Origin of the sequence: Burkholderia sp. HAN2018, assembly GCF_024704855.1 — a bacterium.
Classification (GTDB): domain Bacteria; phylum Pseudomonadota; class Gammaproteobacteria; order Burkholderiales; family Burkholderiaceae; genus Burkholderia; species Burkholderia cepacia.
The window spans coordinates 1-23,557 of the sequence record NZ_QOBB01000028.1 but is presented as its reverse complement, the minus strand read 5'-3'; the positions used below and the strand labels follow the sequence as shown (position 1 = coordinate 23,557).

Here is a 23,557-nt window from a genome sequence, read left to right as displayed (position 1 = left end):
CCGCTTGCCGTTTACATCACGCCGTACTTGTGGAACCACGCGATCGCGCGCTTCCAGCTCTCCTCCGCATCGGCCTTCACATAGCTCGGCCGGTAATCGGCAAAGAACGCGTGGCCGGCATCCGGATACACGACGATCTCCGATTCGCGCGCGAGCTTCGAATCGCTCGCCTGGATCGCCTTGCGCATGTCGGCGAGCGATGCCTGCGTGATGTTCGCGTCCTTCTCGCCGTAGAGCCCGAGCACGGGCACCTTCAGCAACGATGCATGATCGACCGGGTTGAACGGCGTCATCTCGTCGGTCTTGCCTTCGACGAACCCGTACCATGCAACGGCCGCACGCACGTGCGGGTTGTGCTCGGCATACAGCCAGCTCTGACGGCCGCCCCAGCAGAACCCGACCACGCCGAGACGCGACAGGTCGCCGCCGTTCTTGCCGGCCCACGCGACGGTCGCATCGAGATCCTCGGTCACCTGCCGGTCAGGCACCTTGCTGATGATGTGCTCGGACAGATCCTTGATCGTCGGATACTTCGCCGCATTGCCCTGCCGTACGAACAGGTCGGGCGCGATGGCGAGATAACCGAGCTTCGCGAAGCGGCGGCAGACGTCGGCGATGTGCGCGTGCACGCCGAAGATCTCGTGAATCACGATGACGACCGGCAGGTTCGTCTTGTCCTTCGGCTGCGCGCGATACGCGGGCACGCTCGCGTCTCCCGAGCGGATCTCGACGGTGTCGACGTCCAGCCCTTCGCTGTCGGTCGTGACCGTCTGCGCCGACACGGGCAGCACCGCCGCTGCGAAGGCACCGCCCAGCGCGGCCTGCATGAACTTGCGGCGCGAGAACGGAACGTGGGGAACCAGGCTGTCGACTTCGGGTTTCAACATGAATGCACTCCTCGATTGGGCGCCGCCGTCACGATCGCGGATACGGCATGACGTGGCATCGCGCCGGTATGCGGCGCGGATGTCGCGGCGGTTGGCACCCCGCCGCAAACGGAAACCCGGACAAGATGCCCAATAATCCGTTGTCACGTCAACTGTCGGATATGTAAGACTCGATTACGGCGTGTTGCTTCGACACGCCGATCGCCGCGCAAAAACCGCAGGCGCCCCATCGAATCGCGATGCAACAAGCCGCATGTCGATCGCCGTCGAGCGATCGGATGCTGGCGAATTGAAACGAAAAACACGCGATCGATGTTGCCCGTCACACGCCGGCACGGCCGCCCGCAAAGAACGACGGGCAGGGACTACGCACGACGTGCGCTCCCCGCCCGCTTCCCGCGCGAACGCGCGCTCAGTGCAACTTGACGCGCGGCAGCGTCGTGCGCCGCAGCCAGTGCGCAACCGTGTCGAGCATCATGCGCGGATAGCCGTGCAGCGCGGCGATGTGCATCCGGTACAGCGACATGTACATGAAGCGCGCGAACAGCCCTTCGATCAGCATGTTGCCGCCGATCAGCCCGCCCATCAGGTTGCCGACCGCGCTGAAATGGCCGAGCGACACGAGCGAGCCCAGGTCGCGATAGGTGAATTCGGGCAGCGGGCGCCCGTCGAGCCGACAGCCGATTGCCTTCAGCAGGAAGCTCGCCTGCTGGTGCGCAGCCTGCGCGCGCGGCGGCACGTTGCGCTCGTTGCCGGGCCATGCGCATGCCGCACAATCGCCGAGCGCGAACACGTTGTCGTCGGTAAAGGTCTGCAGCGTGCGGCGCACGTCAAGCTGGCCGAGCTTGTTGACCTGGAGGCCATCGAGATTGGCGAGCACGGACGGCGCCTTAATGCCTGCGGCCCAGACCGTCAGGTCGGCACGCACCGTCTTGCCGCTCGCCGTATGGACGGCCCCGGGCGCCACCTCGGTCACGCGCTCGGCAAGCATCAGCCGCACGCCGATCTTTTCGAGCAGTTCGGCCGTCGCCGACGACACGCGCTCCGGCAACGCCGGGAGAATTCGCGGCCCCGATTCGATCAGCACGATGCCGACGTCGTGCCGCGGGTCGAGCTTGTGCAGCCCGTAGGCCGACAACACCTGCGCGGTGTTGCGCAACTCGGCGGACAACTCGACGCCCGTCGCGCCGCCACCGACGATCACGACCTGGATGCGCGGCTCGGCCGCCTCGCCCGGCGCGGTCGGCGCCGGCGCCTGATGTTCCGCACGCATGCACGCGGCGATCAGCCGCTTGCGGAAACGCTCGGCCTCGCCGACCGTATCGAGCGCGATCGCGTTTTCCGATGCGCCCTGCACGCCGAAGAAGTGGGTCGTGCTGCCGATCGCGATCACGAGCGTGTCGTATTCCAGCTCGCGCGCCGGCAGCAGTTCCTCGCCGTCGCTGTCGTTGATGGGTGACAGCGTCAAGCGTTTCGCCGCGCGGTCGAGCCCGGTCAGTTCGCCCTGCTGGAATTCGAAGCCATGCCAGCGCGCCTGCGCCGCATATTCGAGCTCCTGCGTGAACGGATCCATGCTGCCGGCCGCGACCTCATGCAGCAGCGGTTTCCAGATGTGGGTCGGATTGCGGTCGACGAGCGTGACAAGCGCACGCGCGGGACGATTGCCGCGCGCGCCGTAACGGTCGCCGAGCCGCGTCGCCAGTTCCAGGCCGCCCGCGCCTCCGCCTACGATGATGATCCGATGCATCTGTTCCCCCTTTGCGATTCGAAACTGCTGCCGCCGGACAGTGCGAACGCGATGCATTCGCGCCACCCGTTGGATTAACCGGTTCGGACATCATCGATGTGCAGTTCGAAGCACTTCGATGCGACCGCCCCGGGAACGCGGGGCGCGCAAGCCCCCGTGTCCATGACATGCATTGTCCGGGAGCTTGCGCGTTGACCACAAGCAAACCATCTCGATATTCAGCATCCCTGCAACAATATGCCGCAGGAATCGGGAACCGCGTGGCGGTGCGTCAGTGTGCCTCTTCCCAGTTCGCGCCGGCACCCACTTCGGCGACGAGCGGCACCTTGAGCTTCGCCACGCCGCACATCATTTCCGGCAGTTTCTCGCGCACCAGCGACAGCTCGCCGTCGGGTACCTCGAGCACCAGTTCATCGTGCACCTGCATGATCATCCGCGACGCAAGCTTGTCGCGCGTGAGCCAGTCGTCAACCGCGATCATCGACAGCTTGATCAGGTCGGCCGCCGTGCCCTGCATCGGCGCATTGATCGCCGCGCGCTCGGCTGCCTGGCGGCGCGGCCCGTTGCCGCCGTTGATCTCGGGCAGCCACAGGCGGCGACCGAAAACGGTTTCGACGTAGCCCTTCTCCTTCGCCACCGAGCGCGTGTCTTCCATGTACTGCGCGACGCCCGGATAACGGGCGAAATACCGGTCGATGTAGAGCTTCGCCGCATCGCGCGTAATGCCGAGGTTCGACGCGAGCCCGAACGCGCTCATCCCGTAGATGAGCCCGAAGTTGATCACCTTCGCGATCCGGCGCTGGTCGGAATTGACCTCCAGCGGCGTCACGCCGAACACCTCGGCGGCCGTTGCACGGTGAATGTCCTCGCCCTGCGAGAACGCGCGCAGCAGCGACGCATCGCCCGAGATATGCGCCATGATCCGCAGTTCGATCTGCGAATAATCGGCCGACACGATCCGGTGGCCCGGCGAGGCGATGAACGCCTCGCGGATCCGCCGGCCCTCGGCCGTGCGCACCGGAATGTTCTGAAGATTGGGGTCGTTCGACGCAAGACGGCCCGTGACCGCGACGGCCTGCGCGTAGTTCGTGTGCACGCGGCCCGTGGACGGGTTCACCATGCGCGGCAGCTTGTCGGTATAGGTCGACTTCAGCTTCGACAGCCCGCGATGCTCAAGCAGCAGCTTCGGCAGCGGGTAGTCCTCGGCCAGTTTCTGCAGCACTTCCTCGTCGGTCGACGGCGCGCCGCTCGGCGTCTTTTTCACGACCGGCAGTTGCAGCTTCTCGAAGAAAATCTGCCCGATCTGTTTCGGCGAGCCGAGATTGAATTCGCCGCCGGCCAGTTCGTACGCCTGCCCTTCGAGCTCGATCAGGCGCGTCGCGATTTCGGTGCTCTGCGCCTGCAGGCGCGCATCGTCGATCAGGACGCCCGTGCGTTCCATCTTGCGCAGCACGAGCGACACGGGCATTTCGATCTCGCGATACACGCGCTCCAGGCCCGGTTCGCGTGCAACCTGCGGATACAGCACGTGATGCAGCTGCAGCGTGATGTCCGCATCTTCGGCCGCGTATGCGGCGGCCTCCGCAAGCGCCACTTCGTCGAAACCGATCTGCTTCGCGCCCTTGCCGGCCACGTCTTCGTACTTGATCGTCTTGACGCCCAGATGACGCAGCGCGAGGCTGTCCATGTCGTGCGTGCGGTGCGATTCGACGACGTACGATTCGAGCAGCGTGTCGTGCTCGATGCCGTTCAGTTCGATGTCGTAGTTCGCGAGCACCTGCGCGTCGTATTTCAGGTGCTGGCCGACCTTCTTGCGATCGGCCGATTCGAGCCACGGCTTCAGGCGCGCGAGCACTTCGTCGAGCGGAAGCTGTTCGGGCATGTCGGGGCCGCGGTGCGCAACCGGCAGGTATGCCGCCTTGCCCGGCTCGATCGAGAACGACAGGCCGACGAGCCGGGCGAGCATCGGGTCGAGCGAAGTCGTCTCGGTGTCGAACGCGGTCAGCGCGGCCGTGTCGATCTTGGCGAACCACGCGTCGAACTGCTCCCAGGTCTGGATCGTGTCGTATTCGCGGACGATGTCGGCTGCCACCACCGGCGCCGGCTCGCCTTCCGGCGCATCGGCGCCGCCGCCTTCGGCCGGCGCGCTGTCGACTTCGCGCAGCCAGGTCTTGAAGCCGTAACGCGCGAAGATGTCGCGCATCATGTCGCGGGCTTCGCCGTCCGTCTTCAATGACGCCTCGATCGATTCGAGGTGCGGCGCGAGATCGCAGGCCGTCTCGACGGTCACGAGCTTACGGCCGAGCGGCAGGAAGTCGAGCGCGCGGCGCAGGTTGTCGCCGACCACGCCCTTGATGTCGCCCGCATGCTCGATCACGCCGTCGAGGCTGTCGTATTGGGCCAGCCATTTCACGGCCGTCTTCGGCCCGCACTTCTCGACGCCCGGCACGTTGTCGACGGTGTCGCCGATCAGCGCGAGGTAATCGATGATGCGCTCGGGCGGCACGCCGAACTTCGCGATCACGCCGTCGCGATCGAGCGTCTCGTTGGTCATCGTGTTGACGAGCGTGACGCGGTCGGTCACGAGCTGTGCGAGATCCTTGTCGCCCGTCGACACGATCACGTTCATCCCGTGCCGCTCGGCTTCGCGCGCGAGCGTGCCGATCACGTCGTCGGCCTCGACGCCTTCGACCATCAGCAGCGGCCAGCCGAGCGCACGCACGGCGCCGTGGATCGGCTCGACCTGCAACGCAAGATCGGGCGGCATCGACGGACGGTTTGCCTTATAGTCGGCATAAAGGTCGTCACGGAACGTCTTGCCCTTTGCATCGAACACGCAAGCGCTATACTCTGCACTGACTTCCTTGCGCATACGGCGCAGCATGTTGATGATTCCGTAGAGCGCTCCGGTCGGCTCCCCGCCAGGGCCACGCAAATCAGGCATCGCATGGTAAGCCCGATACAGATAGCTCGAACCGTCAACCAATAGCAGGGTCTTACCTTCCAGATTTCGTTCTTCAGGCATTATGAACAAGAGAAAAGTGATTCCGAGTCTGCGTTCGCTCGCAGATCAAGAACGCGCGACGGCCAAGAAGGCGCGCGCATCGTGGCAGATGTTCACGATTATGGCAGAGTTTATCGAGGCGACCGAGTACCTGTCGGAGATCCGCCCGGCCGTCAGCATCTACGGTTCTGCCCGCCTCAAGCCCGACACGCCGCACTACAAGCTCGCCGTGCAGATCGCACGCAAGCTGTCCGACGCCGGCTTCGCCGTGATCTCCGGCGGCGGCCCCGGCATCATGGAAGCCGCGAACAAGGGCGCGCACGCCGGCAAGGCGCCGTCGGTCGGCCTGAACATCGAGCTGCCGCACGAACAGGCCGGCAACCACTACCAGGACATCTCGCTGCGCTTCCGCCACTTCTTCACGCGCAAGGTCACGTTCGTGAAGAATTCGGATGCGGTGATCGTGATGCCGGGCGGCTTCGGCACGCTCGACGAGCTGTCGGAAGTGCTCACGCTGATCCAGACGAAGAAGTCGCGCCTCGTGCCGATCATCCTCGTCGGCAGCGAGTTCTGGAAGGGGCTGCTGCAATGGTTCCGCGACCAGTTGATCCCGATGGGCCTCATCAATCCGGAAGACATGAACCTGATGCAGGTGATCGACGATCCCGACCAGGTACTCGACGCCGTGCTCGCGTTCTACGAGGACAGCGGCGAGGAAGAAGGTTCGGACGACGATGGCCATCCGCCGCGCCCCGAAGAAGACCGGATGTTCTACCTGTAACCGGTCGATGAAGACCGCCGGCCCGAGGGCCGGCTTCCCGCTTTCTGCGCGGCAGGCGTGGCGATCCCGCCACCTGCCGTGTGTCAGTTTGTAACGCGCCATTAATCGCGCCTGGCGTGCCATACGCCGTCGAATGTCAAATTCGCAAGGCCGGTGCCGTGCGACGCGCGCAATCATCCGCAAACGCGGGCCGCCATTGTCAAATGACGCGACCCGACGCCCGTACCCTGCGCCTGCCGGCCGCCAATCCGCCGTAACAAACCCGCCTCGCGTTTTCCGTCGCGCACCAGCACACTGCATGTGTCGGTGCGGCGTTTCCCCCGGTGGAACGATCCCCCCTCGCTTCCATCGCGTCGCGCCGGCCTTTTACAACGACATCACGGAAAAGAACATGCAACGCTCGCTGATCGCCCTTGCCTTCGCCGGCCTCGGCCTTTCGCTGTCCGGCCTCGCCCACGCCGTCAACGTCGACGTCAACATCGGCACGCCCGCACCGGTCGTCGTCGCGCCCGCGCCCGTCGTGGTCGCCCCGGCGCCCGCGGTCATCGTCGGCTGGCACGGCGACCGCTACTGGGACGGCCACCGCTACTGGGAACGCCGCGAATGGGAAGATCACCAGCGTTATCGCGGCCGCGAACATGGCCCGGATCGCCGCGGCTATCACTGCCCGCCGGGGCACGCGAAGAAGGGCGAGTGCTGAGCGACAGCGCAATCGCCTGACCGGCAAGGCCGCCCGTGCGCTTCAGCGCCGGGCGGCCTTGCCGCTTTCAGCGGCGCGCTCCGCGCCATCCCTGCCCCCCCCCACCGGCGATGCGAGCGGCAAGCCCGACTGCCGCGCACGCCGCGAGCCGGTGCAGCGCGTGCCTGCAACCGCCCGCACGACCGTGGGAACCAATGGTAGGATCGGCCCTGTCCATGGCCATTCCCGCCACCCATGCCACTCATCCGGATCTGGGCTGTCGACCATGCCCTTGCGTCTGGCATCGCCGCGCCGACCGACATCTTCACGGCAGCCAATCATCTCGCCCCGTCATTACGTATCGGCCGGCCGCAAGCCCCGTTTCGCTGGCGCATCGAATCGATCGACGGCAAGCCGGTACGCACGGCTTCCGGCCAGGCCGCCGCGGTCGACGGCACGATCGACGGTCACGGCACCGCCGATGCGATCTGGCTCACCGCTCCGTTCGTCGCCGATCTCGAGCGGCTGCTCGCCCGGCCGGCGTCACTCGCGCCGCTGTTCGACGCGCTGCGCCGGCAACATGCGCGCGGCACACTGATCGCGACATACTGCACGGGCGCGTTCCTGCTCGCGGAAGCCGGGCTGCTCGACGGCCGCGTCGCCACGACGCACTGGTCGAAAGCATCGAGCTTCCGCGTACGCTATCCGGACGTGGCATTGCGCGCGTCGGACGTCCTGACCGAACAGGACGGCATATTGTGCGGCGGCGCCGTCACGTCGTATCAGAATCTCGCGTTGCGGGTCGTCGACAAACTGGCGAACGCGCGCCTTGCCGCGGCCGTCGCCAAGGTCATGCTGATCGACGTGAACCGCGTGTCGCAGGATTCATTCATCGATCTCGGCCGGATGGGGCATGACGGGCACGACGATGCGGCCATCGCACGCGCCCAACGCTGGATGGAAAAGCACCTGCGCGAGCCGTTCAGCCTCGCCCGGCTGAGCGATCACGTCGCGATGAGCGAACGCACGCTCCATCGCCGCTTCAGGGACGCCGTGGGCGCGCCGCCGCTCAGGTATCTGCAGACGCTCAGGATCGAAGTCGCGAAGCGGCTGCTCGCGGAAACGACGCTCGCGATCGACACCGTCTGCGAGCGCGTCGGCTATGCGGACATCAGCGGCTTCCGGCAACTGTTCAAGCGCGAGACCGGCATTTCCCCCGGCGAGTATCGCCGTCGCTTCACGCGATAAACGCGCGCAACCGTCGTCGGGTGCAGTGTCGGAAATGGCATCGTCGAATGGCAGTTTCGCCACTCCGCGTGGCGGCATGCGGTTCGTACACTGGATTCACGTCGCCCGGCATTGGAGCGACGCCATCCTCACCGAACCAGGACACCATCATGCCGATGATCGACGTCTACATTCCCGAAGGTGCGCTCGCACCGCAGGCCGAAGCCCAACTGATGGAAGAACTGACCGGAACGCTGATCCGTCACGAGGGACTCGATCCCGACAATCCGCGCACGCGGGACGTGACCTGGATCTTCGTCCATCGGCCGGCAGCCGTGTATCGCGCAGGGGCTGTCGCGCCTGCGCCGATCTACCGGATCGTGCCGACCGTGCCGGAAGGTCAGTACACGGATGCCGCGCGTGCCGGGCTGATCGCGGACGTGACCGCTGCCGTCGCGCGCGCGGAGGGCCTGCCGGTCGATGCCGTCGCGACGCGCGTGTGGGTCTTTCCAACGGAAATCGACGACGGCTGCTGGGGTAGCCGCGGCGTCGTGCGCCGCCTGCCGGACATCATGGAATATTTCGGTGGCGCCGAACTGCGGGCGCTCGGGGAATGGCGGCTGGCGATCAAGCGACAGGCGGATGCGGGTCGGGTCGTCGATGCGGTGCGAGATTCGATGTTGGAAACGGCTCGGAGTGGATCGCACGAACCGGCCGCCAAAGCCGCGCGCTGACCCCGGCGCGCAGCTGCTTGTCCGACACGCACAGCAGCGTGCCGGACGGCACGAAAAAGCAATACACGGACGAGATGCGCCCAAGGGCGAGCGCACCTGTTTAATCGCTTATTCGGTTAATAGCACGGACACTTTTTGACAGGGCCGGGACCAATCACCGCGACGGGTTTGCAGGGGTTGGACGGACCGATTACTGCGACGGGTGCACAAGGATTGGACGGGCCGATCACCGCGGTTGCAGCCATTGCCGACAGAGATGTGGTGAACATCAGGGAAGCCAGCAAGAGATTGATTTTCATCAGGTATGCCCTCTTTCATTTTGATAGGAATCGATCGGATCGACTGTTCGCCGTTCCTTCGTACGGGCGTCGAATAACGCCGCGCAGGAGAGCATATTCTCGATGACAAGGGCAACCAATAGGACAACTTCCAAATTGCAGAAAATGATCGAGTTCCAGTACTAAGGCCGCGACGCGGCCACCGCGAGTGGCTACGCACGGCCAGATGGAGCGGTACAAGTGCACGCCTGCCGCCTTGAAGCCCGTCATGCCCCGGTTCGCGATTGCGCCTGACATCGCGACGCGCACCGCACCCGGGGCCGCCGCTCACATCACTGAAACGCCACTTCCGCAAAGCTCCGCAGTTTCCGGCTATGCAGCTTGTCGAGCCCGTTCGTGCGCAGGATCTCCATCGCCTTCACGCCGATCTGCAGATGCTGGTCGACCTGCCCGCGATAGAACGTATCGGCCATGCCCGGCAACTTGAGCTCGCCGTGCAGCGGCTTGTCCGACACGCAGAGCAGCGTGCCGTACGGCACGCGGAAGCGGAAGCCGTTCGCGGCGATCGTCGCGCTTTCCATGTCGAGCGCGATCGCGCGGCTCTGCGACAGGCGCTGCACGGGTTCGCGATGATCGCGCAGCTCCCAGTTGCGGTTGTCGACGCTCGCGACGGTGCCCGTGCGCATCACGCGCTTCAGTTCGACGCCATCGAGCCGCGTGACGTCGGCCACCCCGCGCTCAAGCGCGAGCTGCACCTCGGCGAGCGCCGGAATCGGCACCCACAGCGGCAGGTCGGCATCCAGCACGTGATCCTCGCGCACGTAGCCGTGTGCGAGCACGTAGTCGCCGAGACGCTGCGTATTGCGCAGCCCCGCGCAGTGACCGAGCATCACCCATGCGTGCGGACGCAGCACCGCGATGTGATCGGTGATCGTCTTCGCGTTCGACGGACCGACGCCGATGTTGACCATCGTGATCCCGCTGCCGTCCGCGCGCTTCAGGTGATACGCGGGCATCTGCGGCAGGCGCGGCGGCGCGGCGCCCTCGGCCGGCTCGCTGCCGAGGTTCGCGTTGTAGGTCACGACATCGCCCGGCTCGACGAACGAGCTGTACTGGCTGCGATACGCGCGCACCTCGGGATCGTCGCTCTCCGTCATCACCGTGCGGCCCAGTTTCACGAACTCGTCGATGTAGAACTGGTAGTTCGTGTAGAGCACGTAGTTCTGGAAATGCGTGGGCGACGTCGCCGTGTAGTGGCGCAACCGGTGCAGCGAGAAGTCGACGCGCGCGGCCGTGAACAGCGCGAGCGGATGCGGCTCGCCCGGCGCCGGCTCGAACGTGCCGTTGACGATGCGATCGTCGAGATACGACAGGTCGGGCGTATCGAAGATGTCGCGCATCGCGAGCAGGCGGTCGCGGTCGAGCTCGCCCTCGAGATGGATGCCTTCGGGAAACGCGAAATGGATCGGAATCGGCTGCGACGACACGCCGATCTCGATCTTCACATGGTGGTTCTTCGCCAGCAGGCGCAGTTGCTCGCGATAGTAGTTCGCGAAGAGGTCGGGGCGCGTGACCGTCGTCTCGAACACGCCGGGGCCCGCGACGAAACCGTACGAGCGGCGCGAATCGACGTGCGTGTTGACATCGGTGCGGATCCGCACGAACGGGTAGCACGCGCGCACGTGCTCGGTGATCGGTTCGTGGCGGCGATAGCGCGCGAATGCGTCACGCAGGAAACCCGTGTTCGTGTCGTAAATGGCGGACAGCCGCGCGACGGCGGCGACCGGATCGTCGAAAGCCTCGACCGACGGGCTCTCGGGCGTCAGCACACGGTGCCGGCGGCTCAAATCGTTCTTCATTTTCATCACCTCGTCTGATCCGACGACATTACCACGGAACCCGGTCGCCCTTGTGGCTGCCCCCACGCACGCGAGGGCCGGATGGTGCGCAGTATTTGCTAAAATCGGTGGGTTCACTGGAGACTCATCATGAAGCCGCTCATTCTCGTCGTCGCTGCCGCCGCGTTTGCCGCCGCCAGCGCCGCTTACGCCGCCGGCGGCACGCCTGACGCCGACGCGCAGGCACGGGCCGAGGCCAACGAGGCCGCCGGCCTGCCCGATCTCCGCAAGATCAACCGGCCGGGCGCCGAAGTCACGTCGAAAGTCGACTTCGCCGACATCCGCCGCACGCCGAGCTTCCACGAAAAGAGCAAGAACGGCACCGAAGTCACCGAGTACCGCGATCGCGGCAAGCCGGTCGAGATCGACGTGAAGTCGAACTTCGGCACGCGCTACCAGATGAGCTCGACGCCCGACACGTCGCCGAAGCCGCACGACGCGGGCATCCCGATCACGCGCCTGCCGTCGCTGAACCTGCGCTACTGATTCCGTGGCGCGCCGCACCGAACGCCGCGCGCCGCTTCCCTTCACCTGCTGTCGCGACGCACGCCGCCCGCGTGCCGACACCCTGACCTGACGCATCCCGCATGGCCGTTTTCACAGCTGTTTCCGACTCCGATCTCGCGCAATGGATGCGCCACTACGAACTGGGCGACGTGCTTGCGTTCCGCGGCATTCCGTCCGGTATCGAAAACAGCAATTTCTTCCTGACGACGACGCGCGGCGAATACGTCCTCACGATCTTCGAAAACCTGACGGCGCAGCAACTGCCGTTCTACCTCGACCTGATGCGCCATCTGGCCGGCCACGGCGTACCGGTGCCGGATCCGATCCCGCGTGACGACGGCGCGCTGTTCGGCGAGCTGCACGGCAAGCCGGCCGCGATCGTCACGAAGCTCGACGGCTCCGCCGAACTCGCGCCGGGGGTCGAACACTGTATCGAGGTCGGGCAGATGCTCGCGCGCATGCACCTCGCCGGCCGCGACTATCCGCGCAACCAGCCGAACCTGCGCAGCCTGCCGTGGTGGCAGGAGAACGTGCCGGCGATCTCGCCGTTCATCACCGACGCGCAGCGCGCGCTGCTGGAAAGCGAACTCGCGCATCAGGCCAGCTTCTTCGCGTCGGACGATTACGCGGCGCTGCCGGCCGGACCGTGCCATTGCGACCTGTTCCGCGACAACGTGCTGTTCGCGCACGCGGCGCCCGGCACCGGCCATGACGTGCGGCTCGGCGGCTTCTTCGACTTCTATTTCGCGGGCTGCGACAAATGGCTGTTCGACGTCGCGGTCACGGTCAACGACTGGTGCGTCGACCTCGCGACCGGCGTGCTCGACGTCGCGCGCTCCGATGCGCTGCTGCGCGCGTACCAGACCGTGCGGCCGTTCACGGCCGAGGAGCGCCGCCACTGGAGCGACATGCTGCGCGCGGGTGCGTACCGCTTCTGGGTGTCGCGCCTGTACGACTTCTACCTGCCGCGCGCGGCCGAGATGCTCAAGCCGCACGACCCCGGCCATTTCGAACGCATCCTGCGCGAGCGTATCGCGCATACGCCCGTGCTTCCCGAGATCCAAACCGCATGCAACTGATCGAAGTGCCCGCGAAAACGGGCTATGTCTGGTTCCGCCAAGGCATCTGGCTGTTCCGCCGGAACCCGCTCGCGTTCATCACGCTGTTCTTCACGTACCTGCTGGCGATCACGCTGGTGTCGCAGGTGCCCGTGATCGGCTCCGCGCTGCCGCTGGTGTTCATTCCCGGCATCGCGGTCGGCTTCATGGCCGCATGCCGCGATACGGTGGCCGGGAAGCCCGTGATGCCGACGATCCTCATCGACGGCTTCCGCTCGTACGGCACCGTCGCGACCCAGCGGCTGCTCGTGCTCGGCGTGATCTACGTCGCGTCGATGGTGCTCGTGTTCGCTGCCTCGTCGTTCGTGGACGGCGGCGCGCTGTTCCACGTGATGATGGGCGCGGCCGACGAAGCGAGCGCGACGCCGGAAACGCTCGCCGCGCAAGGCACGTTCGGCGCGCTGATGTTCGCGACGCTGCTCTACCTGCCGGTCGCGATGCTGTTCTGGTTCGCGCCGGTGCTGGTCGCGTGGCATGACGTGCCGCCCGCCAAGGCGCTGTTCTTCAGCGTCGTCAGCTGCTGGCGCAATCGCGGCGCGTTCGTCGTGTACGGCGCGCTGTGGTTCGGCGTCGCGCTCGGCACGTCGCTCGCGCTGTCGCTGCTGCTGCAGGCGCTCGGCGCCGGCGCCTATGCGCTGACGATCATGATGCCGGTGACAATCGTCATCGTCACGATGCTGTACTGCTCGTTCTACGCGACCTATCGCGGCTGCTTCGGCATCCAGGAGCCGGGCGCGACGACCACCACGTCGGGTCGCTGAAGTCTCCCCGGCCGGCGCGTGTCGCCGGCCCGCCGCGCTCGCGCCGGGTTACCGCCCGGCGCCTCCTCCGTTCCCCCGCCTCCGTCGGCCACCGCCCCGCGCCGGCCGCCCCCCTGTTCATCCCGATCTTTTGCGCGCAAAATGATTTGCGTACAAATTGTTCGCGCGTTCGACGCGCCGCCCGAATGATGGACCGCCCGCCCCCGTTGCCCCAGACGCTCGACGAGCAACTCTGCTTCGCCCTCTATTCGACTTCGCACGCGATGACGAAGGCGTACAAGCCGCTGCTCGACAAGCTGTCGCTGACCTATCCCCAATATCTCGCGATGCTCGTTCTGTGGGAGCGCGACGACATCGCCGTGAAGGACATCGCCGCGCGGCTAGACCTCGACCCGGCCACGGTCACGCCACTGCTGAAGCGGCTGGAGGCGCTCGGTTACGTCGAGCGCGTGCGCAGCGCGGCCGATGAACGCGTCGTGAACGTGCGCGTGACACAGGAAGGCCGTGCACTGAAGGAGCGCGCGCGCTCGGTACCCGCCGATCTGTTCTGCGCGATGCAGCAGTCCCCCGAGTTCCTGGTCAGGCTGCGCGCCGATCTCCACCAGTTGCGCGACGCGCTGTCGGCCGCCAACGAACGCTGACGGGAAAGCATCGGCGAACCGGCCCGGCACTGTCGGGCTTTTTCTTCAAAATTTCATTTGCACACTAATCATTTGTGTTCTATATTTTCCTCGTGGCCGGCGACACCCATTCGACTGGGCCGCTTTTCCTCCCTTTTCCCGACAGGAGCTGCACGATGAACATTCTGTACAAGACCAGTGCCACGAGCACGGGCGGCCGCGACGGCCGCGCGGTATCCGCCGACAACAAGCTGGAAGTGAAGCTGGCCGCGCCGCGCGAACTCGGCGGCACGGGCGCGGAAGGCACGAATCCGGAGCAACTGTTTGCCGCAGGTTACTCGGCCTGTTTCCTGAGCGCGATGAAATTCGTCGCCGGCCAGGACAAGAAGGCGCTGCCGGCGGACACGCAGGTCACGGCGGAAGTGGGCATCGGGCCGAACGACGCAGGCGGCTTCGGGCTCGACATCGAGCTGCGCGTGTCGCTACCGGGGCTCGACAAGGCCGACGCGCAAGCGCTGGTCGAAAAGGCGCACCACGTGTGCCCGTATTCGAACGCGACGCGCAACAACGTACCGGTGCGCCTGACGGTCATCTGACGCGACGCAACGCCACGCATGCAAAAAGGGCGCGTGCGGCATGTAGCCGCACGCGCCCTTTTCTGCTGCGTGACTCGCCGGAATGGCGGACCGGCCGGCCCGCCCTGCGCTGCTTAGCGCGCGCCGAACGAATACGGGCGGTTCATCGCCGATTCGCGATCGATCTTGCGCATGCGGAATTCGAGATCGTAGATATCGGTGGCTTCGGACAGGTACGCCTCGGCGCGCTCTTTACGGGCCGTTTCAGCGTTCTTGGTCAGCATCAGGAAGAGGTGGCTCAGCAGGTACATGGTCGATCTCGCAATCCAAGGGTTCTTTGACTAGGGTTTTCCCGGATTATAGGGAAAACCCTAGTTCTTGGCCAGCGTCGATCAGACGATGCGTCGTTCGGTCGCCACAGTGCGCCGCTGTGCCTCGAAAAAGGCCCAGATCATCGCGCTCGCATCAGGGCCGACCGCCGCATGAAACGGCACGGCTTCATCGCCGCCGGCCCACGCATGATCGAGCCCTTTCACATGACAGAGCCGCACGACAGGCTCGCCGTCGCGGCAGACATCGGTGATCTGCGCGCCCGCGTCGCGCGTCTCGACCCGCTCGCCACCGCGCAGTGCGCCGCGGCTGTCGGCAAGCCCGTTCAAGCGCATGAATTGAACCGTCAGCTGGTCGGCATTCTTCGGGGCCACCACGTGGTCGCCGTCGCCCTGGACGATCAGCGCGGGCATGCCCGGATACGCGGCGGCATCGACCAGCGCATCGACGGCTGCAGCCGGGTTTTGCCGCACGCCGCGCCGCATCACATCCATCGCGGTAATGCCGGAATTCGCCTCGCCGAGCGCGGGGCCCGAGTGCAGCGCCACCGCCGCGAAGCGGTCGGGATGATGCAGTGCAAGAAGCGACGCAAGGCCCGCGCCGGCCGACAGTCCCGCGACATAGACACGCGATGCGTCGAAACCGTGTTCGTCGACGAGCGCGTCGACGAGCGACGCCACCGCGTTCGCCTCGCCGCGGCCCGCGCGGTCGGTATCTTCATACCAGTGCCAGCAGCCATGCGCATGCGCGCGCAGCGACTGCTCCGGATACAGCACCGCGAAACCATGCTTGTCGGCCAGCAGGTTCATCCGCGTGCCTTGCGCGAATTCGTCGACGGACTGCTGGCAGCCGTGCAGCATCACGACGAGCGGCATCGCGCCACGCCGGCGGCCGGGCGGCACGTAGAGCCCGTAAGCGAGATGCTGGACGAGGCGCCCGAGCGCGGGTGCCATCGGATGTTCGCCACGCGTCCATTCGCCTGCCGCCCATGCGGCCGCGCGCGGGCGCACGCGCGATTCGCGCGGCGGGGACAGATCCGATACGGCGGGAGACGCCGCTGCCTCGAGTGCGTCGCGTGTGATGCGCTGCGCATCGCGCGCCGCGCGTTTGGCGGCCGGAGACAGCATGCGTTTCATGCCGCCCAGCCACACCTTGGTCAGACTTTTGGTCATCGATCGGGCTCGCAGTCAGGAAAAATAGGGGCACCACAGCGGATGCAGCGTTCGACTTTGTGCAATGCACCATAACATTGTTTCCGGGATTTTTCCTGCACGCGGATATTTCCCGGCCGCGCAAAAAACGGGGCTCGGGCGCACGCGGCGCTATACTGGGGCTTCGCCGCTTGTATCCGTTGTAGTCGTTCTTTCCGGCTCGCGCGTTGATTTAAGCATCTTCCCCGCCTTCGTTCGTCCCCTTCCCGATGTTCGACCTGTCGTCTCACCTGTGGATCATGATCACCGCGTTCGGCGGCGCCGGCCTGACCTTGCCGCTCGCGATCACGATCGCCGTCTGGCTCGCGCTCGGCTACTCGTGGCAGCGCGCGGCCGCATGGCTCGGCGTGCTCGCGGCCGCGATCGGCGTGGTCGCGCTGACGAAGATCGCGTTCCTCGGCTGGGGCATCGGCATCCGCAAGTGGGATTTCACCGGGTTCAGCGGCCATGCGATGCTGTCGACGTCGGTTTATCCGGTCGCGATTTTCCTGGCGCTGATCCGCACGCGCACGCCGGTGCGGATCGCCGGCATCGCGCTCGGGCTCGCGGCCGGCGTCGCGGTCGGCGTGTCGCGCGTCGCGCTCGACGCGCATTCGCCGTCCGAATCGATCACCGGCTGTATCGTCGGCGCGATCGCCGCGCTCGCGTTCATCGCGGGTTCGTGGCGCGCGGTGCCGCACCGCTGGTCGGTGCCCGCGGTCGTCGCGAGCCTCGCGCTCGTCACCGTGGCGCTGCACGGCATCACGGTGCCGTCGCATCGCTGGGTCACCAAGGTGGCGCTGCAGCTGTCGGGCCACGAGCGCCCGTTCGTCCGCGCGCGCTGGAAGGCCAACCCGAACTACCGCCCCGCATCGCAGCCGTCGTCGCTGCAGCGCACCCAGTCGTCGTCGCAGACGCTCCGTACGTGACCGGCCACCCGGCCGGCCCTCCTTTTCACGTCTGACCATTCCATGCGCGCCGTCGCATGTGCGGTATGTCGAGCGTTATAACCCGCCCTATATTACGATTACGGTTTCCACCCATTCGAACGAACTCGCCATGCGCTCAACCGTCCGTCCGCTTCGCCGCACCCTGCTTCGCCTGCTGCCGATCGCCACGCTTGCCGCCGGGGTCGCGTTCAGCGCGCCTGCTTCCGCCGCCGATGAACTCGTCGTGTCGGCCGCCGCCAGCCTGACGAACGCGTTCAAGGCCGTCGGCGATGCGTACGAGAAGCAGCATCCGGATACCAAGGTGCTGTTCAACTTCGGCGCGTCGGACGTGCTGATGCAGCAGATCGCCAAGGGCGCGCCGGCCGACGTGTTCGCGTCGGCCGACCAGAAGGCGATGGATCGTGCGGCCAACGAAAAGGTGATCGTGCCCGGCACGCGTCGCGATTTCGCGGCGAACTCGCTCGTGCTGATCGTGCCCGCGGACAGCCACGCGGCCGCGCCGACGTCGCTGAACGACCTGACCACCCCCGGCGTGAAGCGCATCGCGTACGGCGACCCGGCATCGGTGCCGGTCGGCCGCTACACCGAAGGCGCGCTGCGCGCGGCCGGTGTGTGGGACGCCGTCAGCGCGAAGGGCGTGCTGGCAGCCAACGTGCGCCAGAGCCTCGATTACGTCGCACGCGGCGAAGTCGACGCAGGCTTCGTGTTCGGCACCGACGCGGCAATCATGCCGGGCCGCGTGAAGGTCGCACTGACGGTGCCGACCAAGACCGCCATCACCTACCCGATCGCCGTGGTCAAGGACAGCCGCCACGCCACGCAGGCGCAGTCGTTCATCGACTTCGTCGCGTCGCCGCAAGGCCAGGCCGTGCTGTCGACGTTCGGCTTCAAGCCCGCGGGCAAGTGAGCGTAACGCGATGCAAGACGCCTGGGTCCCGCTGCTGCTGTCACTGAAGGTTGCCGGCTGGGCGACCGCGCTCGACATCGTGCTCGGCGTCGCGGCCGCGTTCATGCTCGCGCGCTGGCGCTCGCCGCTGCGCGACGTCGTCGATTCCGTGCTGACGCTGCCGCTCGTGCTGCCGCCGACGGTGCTCGGGTATTACCTGCTCGTGCTGCTCGGCCGGCGCGGCGTGTTCGGCGCATGGCTCGACAGGCTCGGCATCGAGCTCGTCTTCACGTGGCAAGGCGCGGTGATCGCGTCGATGGTCGTCGCGTTTCCGTTGATCCTGAAATCCGCGCGGGCGGCGTTCGAAGGCGTCGATCCGCATCTCGAACGCGCCGCGCGCACGCTCGGGCTCGGCGAAGCGGCGGTGTTCTTCCGCGTGACGCTGCCGCTCGCCACGCGCGGCATTCTCGCGGGCGCGCTGCTCGCGTTCGCACGCGCGCTCGGCGAGTTCGGCGCGACGCTGATGATCGCGGGCAACCTGCCCGGCCGCACGCAGACGCTGTCGGTCGCGATCTACGCGGCCGTGCAGGCCGGCGACGACAACACGGCCAACTTCCTCGTGCTGGTGACGTCGATCACCTGCGTGCTCGTACTGCTCGCGACCGGCTGGCTCGTGCCGTCGCGTGCCCGGCGGAGCCAGCTGACATGACGCGCCTGCCTCGCCCATCGTCTTGCGTGGCCGGCCGGCTTCCGCGGAGGCCCGCATGAGCCTCGTCGTCGACATCCGCAAGACCTACGCGAATGCCGAGCGCCGCTTCACGCTCGACATGTCGTTCACCGCGACGATGCAGCGCGTCGTGCTGTTCGGGCCGTCCGGCGCGGGCAAGAGCATGACGCTGCAGGCAATCGCCGGCCTGTTGTCGCCCGACGAAGGCACGATCGTGCTGAACGGCGAACCGCTGTTCGACGCCGCGCGCCGCATCGACGTGCCGACCCGCGAACGCCGCGTCGCGTACCTGTTCCAGGACTACGCGCTGTTTCCGCATCTGAACGTGCGCCAGAACATCGCGTTCGGGCTCACGCCGGGGCTACGCAACCCGCGCGCGAAAGCAGTGCCGCCGGAAGTCGCGTACTGGCTCCAAGCGTTCGATCTCGAAGCGCTCGCGGGGCAGTATCCGTCTCAGCTGTCCGGCGGACAGAAACAGCGCGTCGCCCTCGCGCGCGCACTGGTCGCGCAGCCGCGAATCCTGCTGCTCGACGAACCGTTCGCCGCACTGGACGGCGCAATGCGCCAGCGCATGCGTCACGAGCTCGCCGAGCTGCAGGCGCGGCTCGACATCCCGATGGTGCTGATCTCGCACGATCCCGACGATGTCGCCGCGTTCGGCGACCAGGTCGTGCAGTTGAGCGAAGGACGCGTGCAGGCGGCGACGCCGCACGCCGAGTGGCCGACGCGCGTCGCTTGAGCACGCGAGGCCGTGGTCGTGGTCGTCGTGGCAAGCACGTTGGAGCCTGAGAGAAGCCGCCAGCAGCGGCACAAGCGGAAAGCGGAAACGAAGCCGGCGCCGTACCGATACAGCGGCGACGCCGGCTTCGCTCCGTCCGTCACACGGCAGCCGAAGCGCGCCGGTACGCCGCCGCTCAGCCCGTCACCGCAAGAATCACGCTCGACGCCTTGAACAGCGCGATCGCGCGCCGGCCGGCACCGAGCTGCAGCGCATCGACGCTGTCGTTGGTCACGACGGCCGTCAACGTCCCGCCGCCGTCGAGCGCCAGTGTCACCTCGCTGTTCACCGCGCCCGCTGCGACGGTTTCCACGTGGCCGCGCAGCTGGTTCCGCGCGGACACCTTCAACGCGTGCTCGCCATCGTCGGCCGCGAGCACGACCCAGGACGCCTTCACGAGCGCGCAGGCATCCGTGCCAACCTGCAGGCCGAGCGCATCGGCGCTCTCGTGCGTCAGCACGGCAACGACCGGCTGTCCGCCGGGCAGCGTGAGCGTGACCTCGTCGTTGACGGTGCCGCGCACGATCGCCGCGACCTTGCCGAACAACTGGTTGCGCGCGCTGGTCTTCATCCCGATCCGGCCGATCAGCGCCCAGTCGACGTCGAACCCGGCCACGGCCGCGCTCGCGGCCTCGATGAACCGGCGATGCTCGCGCTCGATCGTGCGGAACGCGGCGATCAACGACGTCGCGCGCGGCGTCAGCGTCGTGCCGCCGCCGCCCTTGCCGCCCGTCGAACGCGCGACGAGCGGTTCGCCCGCGAGATTGTTCATCGTATCGACGGCATCCCACGCGGCCTTGTAGCTGAGGCCGACGGCCTTCGCCGCGCGCGTGATCGACCCGGTGTCGCCGATCGCCGCGAGCAGCGCGATGCGCGTGGCGCCGCCGAGCGTCTGCTCGCCGGCGCGCAGCCACAGCTCGCCGCCCAGTTCGAGCGGTTCGGCGGACGGGGAAGAATGCGGTGCGTCGGTCATCGGGATACGTGCGGGAATTGGACCGGAGCCGGAATCGGGCCGGAATCAGGCGGCCATTATAGTCGGCGCGTGCCGCTCAACCCGGCTTGCCGTCGAGCTTCGGCGGCCGCAGGCTGGCAAGCAGCGTCTCGGCGTCGCGCGCCGCGCGCTGCTCGAGCGCCGCGCCGTAGCCGCGCACGAAACCGAGCTGGTACGGCGGCGCCGCCAGTTTCTCGAGATGATGCAGCGCGACTATCGTGTCGTTGGCTTCGCCGAGCACGCTCTGCACGCGCGCGAGCGTCTTGACCGTCTCGGTGCGCGTGCGGCGCGACGCCAGCGACGCGAAGAATTCGAGCGCATAGCGCAGCCGCTTCGCATCGATCCGCACCTGGTGGCGCGCAGCCGTGTCGAGCGACGTGAGCGATGGCGACGCGTACAGATGGCCGAACAGCCGCCGCACGCGCTTCGTCGCGTGGCGCCGCAGCGAGGGTGCGTCGCCGTCTTCGGCGTGCGGCAGCGCAAGCGAGCCCAGCCATTCGAGCCAGCCGAGCGTCAGCCGCGCGTAGCGGGCCGAATGCAGCGCCTGCCGCAGCTCGCCCCGTGCCGCGACGCACTGCGCGCGCGCGGCGTCGAGCGTGCCGTTCCATTCGCCGTCGCCGCCGTCGGCTGCGATCAGCGCGGGCAGGCTCTCGATCGCGAACACGTCCCAGTCGCGCACCGTGCCGAGCAGCGCGGCAAGCCAGTGCATGTCCGCGCCGAGCGTGTCCCGCCACTGGCGGTCGGCAAAGCGCGGGAAGAAGCGCATCAGCGTACGCAGGCGGCGCAGCGCGACCCGCATCTGGTGCACGAATTCGGGATCGTCGTACTCGAGCACGCCGCCCTCGTTGCCCAGCCATTGCGCGGTGATGTCGCCGGACAACGCGAACAGCGCGGCGCGCTGCGTGCGCACGCCGGTCAGGTCGACGGGCTGCGCCTTGACGGGCCCGCTGGCGGCCGGCTCGTCCGCACATGCGCGATCGATCACGCTCGTCAGCTGGACGAATGCGGGCCACGCGCCGCTCAGTTCGCGCGCCGCGGCAAACAACGCGTGCAGCGCGGCCGTGCGCGCGGCCCGGGTTTCCCAGTCCGGCGCGGCAAGACGCAGTTCGACATAGCGGCGCGGCGGCTCGCCGCCGCGATGCAACGTGACGTCGTCGAGCGTCATCTCGACCACGACGCCGCTGTCGTCGGCCCACCGCCCGCGCCGCCGCTCGCTGACGAGGCGCAGCGCCGACGATTCCGGCTGCATGCCGGCCTCTGCGCGCCCGGTCGTATCCGGCGCGACGCCGTCAACTTCGCCTGCCGCCTCGGGTACGGGCAACGGCATCGCGACGACGATGCCCGCATGCTCCGCGTCGAACAGTTCGCGCGTCGTGACCCCCGGCGCAAACACCTTCGTGCGCGACGCGACGACCCGCCTTCCATGCGCGTTCGACTCGACCCACGTCCACCAGCTTGTGCCGGGGCTCGGCTCGGCCTCCTCGATCTGGCACGGCTCGATCGTCACGCGCTCATGGCCGCGGCGCATCCGGACCTGCGGGCAGATCCGCCACGCGCGCACGAGTTCGGCACCGAAATCACGCTGCGTGCCGCGGGCACGACCCGCAGCCTTGGCCGGCCACCCTTCCAGCGACAGCGACAGCGACAACACGATTTCCAGCACACGCGACATGGAGGCTCCTGCACATGAAGAAGCGCCGGCGGGTCTTCCGATCGCGCCGGCGTCGTCCGTGAAGCTGCTTCCATAGTACACGCCGCAAAAACGGGCAGGCAACGATCTGGCCCTGTCGCCCTGTCGCAGGTCAAACGGCGTACTGCGCGAGGCCGTTGCCGAACGACCAGTTCTCCTTCAGCACCTCGACGAGACTGATGAAGACGTCCTGCTGCCGCACGCCGGGCTGCTGCGCGAGGTTGTCCGCGATCGCCCGGTACAGCGCGCGCTTCTGCTCGAGCGTGCGCGTATTGTTCGCGGTGATCTGGATCATCACGAGATCGTCGCTGCGTTCGATGTCGAGGTAGTGGCGGCCGTACACGAAGTTCTCGGCCGCATGCTCGGTGACGACCATGAAGATGTCGTCCTCGGGCACGTTGAACGTGTGCATCAGCGCGCGATGCACGCCATCGACGAGCGCCGCGCGGTACGCGGCCGGTTTGCCTTCGCGGACTGCGATACGGGTGAATGGCATGGTCCTGCTCCTGTCGGTGAAGTTGACGTTGACGAACGGAAACACAGCGTCAGGTTAGGCGCGCCGAACTATAATGAACAGTCATTGATGAATATTTCATCCATTTACATCGAAAATGAAAGTCCTCGACCTCGATGCCGTACGCGCGTTCGTGCTGGTCGCCGATCTCGCCAGCTTCACACGCGCCGCCGATGCGCTCGGCACCACGCAGTCGGCCGTGAGCCTGAAGCTGAAACGGCTGGAAGCGCACCTCGGCAAGCCGCTGCTCGCGCGCACGCCGCGCGTGGTCAAGCTGGCCGCCGACGGCGAGAATTTCCTGCCGGCCGCCCGCGCGCTGCTCGACGCGCACGACCACGCGCTCGGCGCGATCTCGGCCGGCACGCACCGGCTCGCGCTCGGCGTCAGCGAGCATGTCGCCGTGCCCGACCTGCCGGCCGTGCTCACGAGCCTGCATCGGCAGGACCCGGGGCTGTCGCTCGAAATGCATCTCGGAACGTCGACGAACCTGCTCGCGCAATACGACGAACGCCGGTTCGATGCGGTGATCGTGCGGCACGAGCCGGGCGAGGACCCGCCGCGCGAAGACGGCACGTTGCTGTTTTCCGAGCCGCTGGCCTGGCTCGCCGCGCCGGACTGGGCACCGCGTGCAGGCGAGCCGCTGCCGCTCGCGGTGCTGGCCGGCCCGTGCGGCGTGCGTGCGGCC

At 67.0% G+C, this 23,557-nt stretch carries 23 protein-coding genes; 14 read left to right on the top strand and 9 right to left on the bottom strand.

Annotated features, from left to right (window positions below; all coding sequences use genetic code 11):
• Window positions 1–11: 11 nt before the first annotated feature.
• From DPV74_RS09860 to polA, 3 genes are all read right to left on the bottom strand, one after another.
• A complete protein-coding gene (locus DPV74_RS09860; RefSeq protein ID WP_021160848.1) occupies window positions 12–887 on the bottom strand; it encodes a dienelactone hydrolase family protein in 876 nt (291 codons plus the stop codon).
• A gap of 412 nt (window positions 888–1,299) precedes the next feature.
• A complete protein-coding gene (locus DPV74_RS09855) occupies window positions 1,300–2,634 on the bottom strand; it encodes an NAD(P)/FAD-dependent oxidoreductase (RefSeq protein ID WP_042975832.1) in 1,335 nt (444 codons plus the stop codon).
• Between the two features lie 271 nt (window positions 2,635–2,905).
• Entirely contained in the window at window positions 2,906–5,659 is a 2,754-nt protein-coding gene (gene polA, locus DPV74_RS09850; protein WP_027791074.1) for a DNA polymerase I, read from the bottom strand.
• A 1-nt stretch (window position 5,660) separates the two neighbouring features.
• Between polA and DPV74_RS09845 the strand changes: the two genes are divergently transcribed.
• The 4 genes from DPV74_RS09845 to DPV74_RS09830 all read left to right on the top strand — a co-directional run bounded on the left by DPV74_RS09845 (window position 5,661) and on the right by DPV74_RS09830 (window position 9,059).
• Window positions 5,661–6,419, top strand: coding sequence for a TIGR00730 family Rossman fold protein (locus tag DPV74_RS09845; RefSeq protein ID WP_027791073.1), 759 nt, complete (start codon window positions 5,661–5,663; stop codon window positions 6,417–6,419).
• 391 nt (window positions 6,420–6,810) lie between these two features.
• Window positions 6,811–7,119, top strand: coding sequence for a hypothetical protein (locus tag DPV74_RS09840; protein ID WP_027791072.1), 309 nt, complete (start codon window positions 6,811–6,813; stop codon window positions 7,117–7,119).
• Window positions 7,120–7,353: 234 nt separating this feature from the next.
• On the top strand, window positions 7,354–8,346 hold the full coding sequence (locus DPV74_RS09835; RefSeq protein WP_027791071.1) for a GlxA family transcriptional regulator: 993 nt from the start codon (window positions 7,354–7,356) through the stop codon (window positions 8,344–8,346).
• 149 nt (window positions 8,347–8,495) lie between these two features.
• Window positions 8,496–9,059 (top strand): Tautomerase enzyme, encoded by a 564-nt coding sequence (locus DPV74_RS09830; RefSeq protein WP_027791070.1) that lies wholly within the window; start codon window positions 8,496–8,498, stop codon window positions 9,057–9,059.
• Between the two features lie 610 nt (window positions 9,060–9,669).
• Here the strand turns inward: DPV74_RS09830 and DPV74_RS09825 are convergent.
• Window positions 9,670–11,196, bottom strand: coding sequence for an AMP nucleosidase (locus tag DPV74_RS09825; protein ID WP_027791069.1), 1,527 nt, complete (start codon window positions 11,194–11,196; stop codon window positions 9,670–9,672).
• A gap of 129 nt (window positions 11,197–11,325) precedes the next feature.
• On the opposite strand from DPV74_RS09825, the gene DPV74_RS09820 reads away from it, so the two are divergent.
• From DPV74_RS09820 to DPV74_RS09800, 5 genes are all read left to right on the top strand, one after another.
• Window positions 11,326–11,721, top strand: coding sequence for a hypothetical protein (locus DPV74_RS09820; RefSeq protein WP_021160838.1), 396 nt, complete (start codon window positions 11,326–11,328; stop codon window positions 11,719–11,721).
• A gap of 101 nt (window positions 11,722–11,822) precedes the next feature.
• Window positions 11,823–12,821: a homoserine kinase gene (locus DPV74_RS09815; RefSeq protein ID WP_119337071.1), complete on the top strand. Its 999-nt coding sequence runs from the start codon at window positions 11,823–11,825 to the stop codon at window positions 12,819–12,821.
• Window positions 12,812–13,621 carry a BPSS1780 family membrane protein gene (locus tag DPV74_RS09810; RefSeq protein ID WP_027791067.1) on the top strand — a complete coding sequence of 270 codons (810 nt, stop codon included), beginning with the start codon at window positions 12,812–12,814 and terminating at the stop codon, window positions 13,619–13,621. Before DPV74_RS09815 ends, DPV74_RS09810 begins: the two co-directional genes overlap by 10 nt.
• Window positions 13,622–13,809: 188 nt before the next feature.
• Window positions 13,810–14,262: a MarR family winged helix-turn-helix transcriptional regulator gene (locus tag DPV74_RS09805; RefSeq protein ID WP_027791066.1), complete on the top strand. Its 453-nt coding sequence runs from the start codon at window positions 13,810–13,812 to the stop codon at window positions 14,260–14,262.
• A gap of 155 nt (window positions 14,263–14,417) precedes the next feature.
• On the top strand, window positions 14,418–14,837 hold the full coding sequence (locus DPV74_RS09800) for an organic hydroperoxide resistance protein (RefSeq protein WP_027791065.1): 420 nt from the start codon (window positions 14,418–14,420) through the stop codon (window positions 14,835–14,837).
• 113 nt (window positions 14,838–14,950) lie between these two features.
• Here the strand turns inward: DPV74_RS09800 and DPV74_RS09795 are convergent, their stop codons facing one another.
• Window positions 14,951–15,127: a DUF3563 family protein gene (locus DPV74_RS09795; RefSeq protein ID WP_021156289.1), complete on the bottom strand. Its 177-nt coding sequence runs from the start codon at window positions 15,125–15,127 to the stop codon at window positions 14,951–14,953.
• A gap of 81 nt (window positions 15,128–15,208) precedes the next feature.
• Entirely contained in the window at window positions 15,209–16,318 is a 1,110-nt protein-coding gene (locus DPV74_RS09790; protein WP_060194897.1) for a PHB depolymerase family esterase, read from the bottom strand.
• Between the two features lie 248 nt (window positions 16,319–16,566).
• On the opposite strand from DPV74_RS09790, the gene DPV74_RS09785 reads away from it, so the two are divergent.
• The 4 genes from DPV74_RS09785 (at window position 16,567) to DPV74_RS09770 (ending at window position 19,638) form a co-directional block, all read left to right on the top strand.
• Window positions 16,567–17,265 (top strand): phosphatase PAP2 family protein, encoded by a 699-nt coding sequence (locus DPV74_RS09785; RefSeq protein WP_060173131.1) that lies wholly within the window; start codon window positions 16,567–16,569, stop codon window positions 17,263–17,265.
• 130 nt (window positions 17,266–17,395) lie between these two features.
• Window positions 17,396–18,193: a molybdate ABC transporter substrate-binding protein gene (gene modA / locus DPV74_RS09780; protein ID WP_059693924.1), complete on the top strand. Its 798-nt coding sequence runs from the start codon at window positions 17,396–17,398 to the stop codon at window positions 18,191–18,193.
• 10 nt (window positions 18,194–18,203) lie between these two features.
• Window positions 18,204–18,881: a molybdate ABC transporter permease subunit gene (gene modB / locus DPV74_RS09775; protein WP_027791061.1), complete on the top strand. Its 678-nt coding sequence runs from the start codon at window positions 18,204–18,206 to the stop codon at window positions 18,879–18,881.
• A gap of 55 nt (window positions 18,882–18,936) precedes the next feature.
• Window positions 18,937–19,638, top strand: coding sequence for a sulfate/molybdate ABC transporter ATP-binding protein (locus DPV74_RS09770; RefSeq protein ID WP_027791060.1), 702 nt, complete (start codon window positions 18,937–18,939; stop codon window positions 19,636–19,638).
• A gap of 175 nt (window positions 19,639–19,813) precedes the next feature.
• On the opposite strand, the gene DPV74_RS09765 is transcribed toward DPV74_RS09770, so the two are convergent.
• The 3 genes from DPV74_RS09765 to DPV74_RS09755 all read right to left on the bottom strand — a co-directional run bounded on the left by DPV74_RS09765 (window position 19,814) and on the right by DPV74_RS09755 (window position 22,854).
• Window positions 19,814–20,650: a TOBE domain-containing protein gene (locus DPV74_RS09765; RefSeq protein ID WP_119337070.1), complete on the bottom strand. Its 837-nt coding sequence runs from the start codon at window positions 20,648–20,650 to the stop codon at window positions 19,814–19,816.
• A gap of 76 nt (window positions 20,651–20,726) precedes the next feature.
• Window positions 20,727–22,340 carry a CHAD domain-containing protein gene (locus DPV74_RS09760; RefSeq protein ID WP_119337069.1) on the bottom strand — a complete coding sequence of 538 codons (1,614 nt, stop codon included), beginning with the start codon at window positions 22,338–22,340 and terminating at the stop codon, window positions 20,727–20,729.
• A gap of 130 nt (window positions 22,341–22,470) precedes the next feature.
• Entirely contained in the window at window positions 22,471–22,854 is a 384-nt protein-coding gene (locus tag DPV74_RS09755; protein WP_059649181.1) for a tautomerase family protein, read from the bottom strand.
• A 115-nt stretch (window positions 22,855–22,969) separates the two neighbouring features.
• Between DPV74_RS09755 and DPV74_RS09750 the strand changes: the two genes are divergently transcribed.
• Window positions 22,970–23,557: LysR family transcriptional regulator (locus DPV74_RS09750; RefSeq protein ID WP_162923003.1), on the top strand; the 588-nt coding region annotated here is incomplete at its 3' end.

Bases quoted from the DNA above. Each gene is read 5' to 3' on its own strand.
- DPV74_RS09860 (WP_021160848.1), bottom strand. From the start codon at position 887: ATGTTGAAACCCGAAGTCGACAGCCTGGTTCCCCACGTTCCGTTCTCG.
- DPV74_RS09855 (WP_042975832.1), bottom strand. From the start codon at position 2,634: ATGCATCGGATCATCATCGTAGGCGGAGGCGCGGGCGGCCTGGAACTG.
- polA (WP_027791074.1), bottom strand. From the start codon at position 5,659: ATGCCTGAAGAACGAAATCTGGAAGGTAAGACCCTGCTATTGGTTGAC.
- DPV74_RS09845 (WP_027791073.1), top strand. From the start codon at position 5,661: ATGAACAAGAGAAAAGTGATTCCGAGTCTGCGTTCGCTCGCAGATCAA.
- DPV74_RS09840 (WP_027791072.1), top strand. From the start codon at position 6,811: ATGCAACGCTCGCTGATCGCCCTTGCCTTCGCCGGCCTCGGCCTTTCG.
- DPV74_RS09835 (WP_027791071.1), top strand. From the start codon at position 7,354: ATGCCACTCATCCGGATCTGGGCTGTCGACCATGCCCTTGCGTCTGGC.
- DPV74_RS09830 (WP_027791070.1), top strand. From the start codon at position 8,496: ATGCCGATGATCGACGTCTACATTCCCGAAGGTGCGCTCGCACCGCAG.
- DPV74_RS09825 (WP_027791069.1), bottom strand. From the start codon at position 11,196: ATGAAGAACGATTTGAGCCGCCGGCACCGTGTGCTGACGCCCGAGAGC.
- DPV74_RS09820 (WP_021160838.1), top strand. From the start codon at position 11,326: ATGAAGCCGCTCATTCTCGTCGTCGCTGCCGCCGCGTTTGCCGCCGCC.
- DPV74_RS09815 (WP_119337071.1), top strand. From the start codon at position 11,823: ATGGCCGTTTTCACAGCTGTTTCCGACTCCGATCTCGCGCAATGGATG.
- DPV74_RS09810 (WP_027791067.1), top strand. From the start codon at position 12,812: ATGCAACTGATCGAAGTGCCCGCGAAAACGGGCTATGTCTGGTTCCGC.
- DPV74_RS09805 (WP_027791066.1), top strand. From the start codon at position 13,810: ATGGACCGCCCGCCCCCGTTGCCCCAGACGCTCGACGAGCAACTCTGC.
- DPV74_RS09800 (WP_027791065.1), top strand. From the start codon at position 14,418: ATGAACATTCTGTACAAGACCAGTGCCACGAGCACGGGCGGCCGCGAC.
- DPV74_RS09795 (WP_021156289.1), bottom strand. From the start codon at position 15,127: ATGTACCTGCTGAGCCACCTCTTCCTGATGCTGACCAAGAACGCTGAA.
- DPV74_RS09790 (WP_060194897.1), bottom strand. From the start codon at position 16,318: ATGACCAAAAGTCTGACCAAGGTGTGGCTGGGCGGCATGAAACGCATG.
- DPV74_RS09785 (WP_060173131.1), top strand. From the start codon at position 16,567: ATGTTCGACCTGTCGTCTCACCTGTGGATCATGATCACCGCGTTCGGC.
- modA (WP_059693924.1), top strand. From the start codon at position 17,396: ATGCGCTCAACCGTCCGTCCGCTTCGCCGCACCCTGCTTCGCCTGCTG.
- modB (WP_027791061.1), top strand. From the start codon at position 18,204: ATGCAAGACGCCTGGGTCCCGCTGCTGCTGTCACTGAAGGTTGCCGGC.
- DPV74_RS09770 (WP_027791060.1), top strand. From the start codon at position 18,937: ATGAGCCTCGTCGTCGACATCCGCAAGACCTACGCGAATGCCGAGCGC.
- DPV74_RS09765 (WP_119337070.1), bottom strand. From the start codon at position 20,650: ATGACCGACGCACCGCATTCTTCCCCGTCCGCCGAACCGCTCGAACTG.
- DPV74_RS09760 (WP_119337069.1), bottom strand. From the start codon at position 22,340: ATGTCGCGTGTGCTGGAAATCGTGTTGTCGCTGTCGCTGTCGCTGGAA.
- DPV74_RS09755 (WP_059649181.1), bottom strand. From the start codon at position 22,854: ATGCCATTCACCCGTATCGCAGTCCGCGAAGGCAAACCGGCCGCGTAC.